The sequence below is a fragment of the Cellulomonas pasadenensis genome, assembly GCF_047229365.1.
Classification (GTDB): domain Bacteria; phylum Actinomycetota; class Actinomycetes; order Actinomycetales; family Cellulomonadaceae; genus Cellulomonas.
Genome location: NZ_JBFTEP010000277.1, coordinates 1 through 1065 on the forward strand (window position 1 = coordinate 1; position 1065 = coordinate 1065).

Below are 1065 nucleotides of genomic sequence, written 5' to 3' on the forward strand. Positions count from 1 at the left end.
CGCTCACGCCAGGGCGGTGAGGTTCGGCGCGGCGAGCCGGTGCCCGTCCGCCGCGACACCGTCGGCCTCGTCGCCCGGGCCGTCGTCCGCCGGCGCCGCGTCCGCGGCCCGGGCCGACCCCGCCTCGTCGGGCACCGCCTCGTCGCCGGGCTCGTCGGCCAGCACCTCGAGGCGCGGCGTCGGGACGGCGAGGGTGGCGAGGTGCTCGGCGAACAGCCGCAGGCCGGTGTAACCGGCCTCCGCGTCGCCGTCGACGAGCCACGCGAGCGAGAAGCCGTCGATCGCCGCGATGATCGAGCGCGCGACCATGAACCGCGGCACCCGCCACGTCACGGAGCCGACGCGCTCGACCTCCTCGAGGAAGTGCTCGGCGGCCGCCCAGCTGTTGACGTACTGGTCGACGCCGACCTGCTGGAGCTCGGCGTGCCGCAGCGACGTCGTCGTGAGCTCGTACGTCAGCAGCTGCGGCCCGCGGGTGTGGCGGATGTTGGCCCACAGCCCGTCGAGCACGCCGACGATCAGGTCGAGGACGGGTGCCTGCTCCGGCATCTCCGCCATGGCGCGGGCCGTGTTGCGCTCGGTGATGGCGTGGGCCATCGCGCGCAGCAGCTCGTCCTTGTCGCGGAAGCAGTAGTGCACCACGCCCAGCGAGACCCCTGCCTCGGCGGCGACGGCGCGGACCGTCGTGCCGTCGACACCGTCACGGCTGGCGACGGCGAGCGCCGCCTCGATGAGCTGCTCGCGTCGCTCGGCGACCGGCAGTCGGTTCATGACTCCTCCTCGCGGTGGCGTGCGCGACCCCCCCGGCCAGCTCCGCCCCGGTGATCATCTCATCGATCCGCGTGACAGAGTCAAGGATTTCACGCACTTGTCCTGGACGGCCGCTCAGGATCACCCGGGCGCGTCGCGCGGTCGACGGGGAGCGGACGCCACCCCGTCGTGGCGCCCTGCCGTGGAGCCTGGCACGTGCCCGGCCGTCCTGCAGCCCGGGGACCTGCGCGGACACCCGTCCGCGGCGCCGGCGCGGGCGGACAGCGCGGCGAACGAGCGGTCCGCGTTCGTGGT

The 1065-nt window shown here is 74.7% G+C and carries 1 protein-coding gene; it reads right to left on the reverse strand.

Annotated elements, in window-relative coordinates:
• Positions 1-3 precede the first annotated feature (3 nt).
• Positions 4-771 carry a TetR/AcrR family transcriptional regulator gene (locus tag AB6N23_RS18450; RefSeq protein ID WP_412867407.1) on the reverse strand — a complete coding sequence of 256 codons (768 nt, stop codon included), beginning with the start codon at positions 769-771 and terminating at the stop codon, positions 4-6.
• Positions 772-1065: the final 294 nt, after the last annotated feature.

Excerpts from the sequence above, each read along its gene's own strand:
- AB6N23_RS18450 (WP_412867407.1), bottom strand. The coding sequence starts at position 771 with ATGAACCGACTGCCGGTCGCCGAGCGACGCGAGCAGCTCATCGAGGCG.